The following is a 3,477-nucleotide window of genomic DNA, read 5'->3' on the forward strand; positions in this document are numbered from 1 at the left end:
GTCCCGGTTGATCTCCAGTCCATGCCGCGCGGCTTCATTCGGCGTGAAGGCGATCGACTTTGCCAGCGAGCGGGCAGCGTCGAGCTTCACACTGATCGCGCCGAAACGTTGCATCCGCTCGGAGGAGACGATCCCCAAGCGGTCGGCCAGCGGCGTCAGCCGCTCGTCGGCATTGTCGGCGCGCAGCGAAAGCCGGAACTCCGCCCGCGAAGTGAACATGCGATAGGGTTCGGCGATGCCGCGGCTGATGAGGTCGTCGATCATCACGCCGACATAGGCTTCGGTGCGGCTGAGCACGACTGACTCGCTTGACGATGCCCTGCGCGCGGCGTTGATGCCGGCAAGCAGGCCCTGCGCGCCGGCTTCCTCGTAGCCGGTGGTGCCGTTGATCTGCCCCGCCAAAAAAAGCCCGGCGACGCGTTTCGTCTCCAGCGTCGGCTTGAGCTCGCGCGGGTCGACATGGTCATATTCGATGGCGTATCCCGGCTGCAGCATCGTCGCCCGTTCCAGGCCGGGGATCGTCTTCAACATGTCGAGCTGCACCTCTTCCGGCAGCGAGGTCGAGATGCCGTTCGGATAGACGGTGTCGTCGTCGAGGCCCTCCGGCTCGAGGAAGATCTGGTGACCCTCGCGGTCGCCGAACTTGACGATCTTGTCCTCGATCGAGGGACAGTAGCGCGGCCCAACGCCTTCGATCGAGCCGGAATACATCGCCGAACGCTTCAAATTGAGGCGAATCAACTCATGTGTCGCCTGCGTAGTGCGTGTGATACCGCAGTTGATCTGCGGGTTCGCGATGCGGTCTGTCATCAGCGAGAACGGCACCGGCTGATCGTCTGCAGCCTGGCCTTCCAGCGAGGCCCAATCGATGGTGCGGCCGTCGAGGCGAGGGGGCGTCCCGGTCTTCAGCCGCCCGAGCTTGAAACCGGCCCGCGCCATCGTCGCCGAGAGCCCATGGCTCGCCTGCTCGTTCATCCGGCCGGCGACGATCTTCCTCTCTCCTATATGGATTAGCCCGTGCAGGAACGTGCCGGTCGTCAGCACCACGGCGCCGCAGGCGAGCCGCCTGTCACCGGAGACCAGCACGGCCGCAACCCGACCGTCCTCGATCTCGAGGTCCAGGACTTCGCCTTCCACCACGTCGAGATTGGCCTGCTCGCGGATCGCCGCCTGCATGGCAAGACGATAGAGCTTGCGGTCGGCCTGGGTCCGCGGCCCACGCACCGCCGGGCCCTTGCGGCGGTTCAGCAGGCGGAATTGGATTCCGGCCGCCTCCGCGATGCGGCCCATCAACCCGTCCCTGGCGTCGATTTCGCGCACGAGATGACCCTTGCCGAGGCCGCCGATGGCCGGATTGCAGGACATGACGCCGATCGTCTCGAAGCGCAGCGTCACCAGCGCCGTCCGGGCGCCGGCGCGCGCAGCCGCGCCCGCCGCTTCGCATCCGGCATGGCCGCCGCCCACCACCACCACGTCATAGTGATCGGTCATTGCAAGAATCCGTTTCAGAGATGCTTTGACACATGTCCCCGCCAGCCTCCGCTGTCAAGGAGCAGTCCGTTGCGGAGGTGATCGCCGGGAATGGGCTGCGTGCAGTAGTCTGCCTGTCCGACCTCGTCCCGAAGGAAGGAAGGCGCTTATCCCACGGACGATTTTTCACTTCTCAAGCGCTGCGAATCAGCGCTGTTGCTTTAGTGGCCAGCCGTCCTCGCCTTCTACGAGGCAGGCAATGAGGGGCAGCGCCGTTTGGCCCTTGATCTATTGGCACGCCACGCGTCTGGAGCCGGACTCGTTTCACGTGAAACACCCATCCGCCAACATCCTGTCGCTGTTTCACGTGAATCATCCGCCCGCAACCGCCCCGCGTTTCACGTGAATCACTTGCCAATGCAGAACTGCGAAAAGATGACGTCGAGCATATCCTCGACATCGACGGCGCCGATAATACGCCCAAGCCGGTCCGTGGCCACCCGCAACTCTTCCGCGCGCAGCTCCAGGCTTTGCCCCGACAGCGCCGCCGAGAGAAAATCCTTCGCCTCCTCCAGCAGCTCGATATGGCGGAGCCTCGACGGCAAGATCTCACCGGCCCCTCCGACTGCGGCAGCGGCGCGACCCGCAATCTCGTCCAGCAGTTCCGAAATTCCGGTACCTTCCTTGGAAGAGATGGCCACATCATAGGCCCCTCTACGCGCTCCCATGAGATCGGTTTTGGTCCCGATCCTCAGGAGCGGAACACCTGTCGGAACCGCGCCGACGGGCTGTGGATCGACCATATCCTCCAGCAGCAAAACCAGGTCCGCGCCACCGGCCTTGGCACGCGCTCGTTCGATGCCGATCGTCTCCACCTTGCCGGCGGCCTCGCGCAGGCCTGCCGTATCGACGACCCGAACTCTCATCCCGTGGAGGTCCAGCACCACCTCCAGCAGGTCGCGCGTGGTGCCCGGCTCGTCGGTGACGATTGCCGCCTCGCGTTGGGCCAGGGCGTTGAACAGACTGGACTTGCCGGCATTCGGCGCGCCGAGGATGACGACCTCGAAGCCATCGCGAATGATCTCGGCCGCCTTGAACCCCTGAATATGGCGTTCGATCTCGTCGGCCATCGCCGCCACATCGGTCCAGACCGCCTTCGAGACCGAACCCGGCACATCCTCCTCCTCAGCGAAGTCGATTTCCGCCTCGATCATTGCCCGGGCATGGATCAACCGCCGGCGCCACCCCGAATAGAGCTCGCTCTGCGCGCCCTCGGCGTTACGCACGGCAAAGCGTCGCTGCGCCTCCGTCTCGGCATTGACGAGGTCCGCCAGCGCCTCGGTCTCGACCAGATCGAGCTTGCCGTTGAGAAAGGCGCGCCGCGTGAATTCGCCAGGCTGGGCATGTCTGACGCCGGCAAAGCCGGTGAGCGTTTCCAGCATTTTTGCCGCAACGGCGCGGCTGCCGTGTACATGGAACTCGCCAACGTCCTCGCCGGTGAAGCTGCTAGGTCCGGGAAAGAACACGACAAGCCCGTGATCGATGACCGAACCGTCCGGTGCCATCAGCTTGCGCAAAGTGGCAAAGCGATCCTTAATACCGCCGCCGGCAATCGTTTCGAGTACGAATCGAGTCTTCGGGCCGGAGATGCGGATCACGGCGATGCCGGCGGGCAGGCGACCGCTCGAAAGCGCTACGATAGATTCCTTCGAGGTTGCCATTTGCCCGACCTGCCGAACCACCCTAGGTATCTTGTTTCAGGCGCCGTTCCGGACGTCAGCCGTAGCTTTCCCGGAATTGCCTGCTCATCAACGAAGCCGAGCCGCTCATTGTGACCTTGCCCGCGCGAAACCTGCTTGCCGAAGAGGCCAGCCCCTATCTGCAGCAGCACAGCGACAATCCCGTGCATTGGCGGGGCTGGTCGCCGGACGCCCTTGCCGAGGCGAAGGAACTCGGACGGCCGATCCTGCTGTCCATCGGCTATGCCGCCTGCCACTGGTGCCATGT

The 3,477-nt window shown here is 64.3% G+C and carries 3 protein-coding genes; 1 reads left to right on the forward strand and 2 read right to left on the reverse strand.

What is annotated here, in order from left to right; translation table 11 throughout:
* Nucleotides 1-1,491 (reverse strand): tRNA uridine-5-carboxymethylaminomethyl(34) synthesis enzyme MnmG (gene mnmG, locus EOA79_RS30800; RefSeq protein WP_128293607.1); only part of this gene is annotated, 1,491 nt, incomplete at its 3' end.
* 386 nt (nt 1,492-1,877) lie between these two features.
* Entirely contained in the window at nt 1,878-3,191 is a 1,314-nt protein-coding gene (mnmE, locus tag EOA79_RS30805; protein WP_095825111.1) for a tRNA uridine-5-carboxymethylaminomethyl(34) synthesis GTPase MnmE, read from the reverse strand.
* Between the two features lie 110 nt (nt 3,192-3,301).
* On the opposite strand from mnmE, the gene EOA79_RS30810 reads away from it, so the two are divergent.
* Nucleotides 3,302-3,477: DUF255 domain-containing protein (locus EOA79_RS30810; protein WP_128293608.1), on the forward strand; the 176-nt coding region annotated here is incomplete at its 3' end.

The organism is Mesorhizobium sp. M1A.F.Ca.IN.020.03.2.1 (assembly GCF_004023205.1).
GTDB lineage: Bacteria > Pseudomonadota > Alphaproteobacteria > Rhizobiales > Rhizobiaceae > Mesorhizobium.

Bases quoted from the DNA above. Each gene is read 5' to 3' on its own strand.
- mnmE (WP_095825111.1), bottom strand. From the start codon at position 3,191: ATGGCAACCTCGAAGGAATCTATCGTAGCGCTTTCGAGCGGTCGCCTG.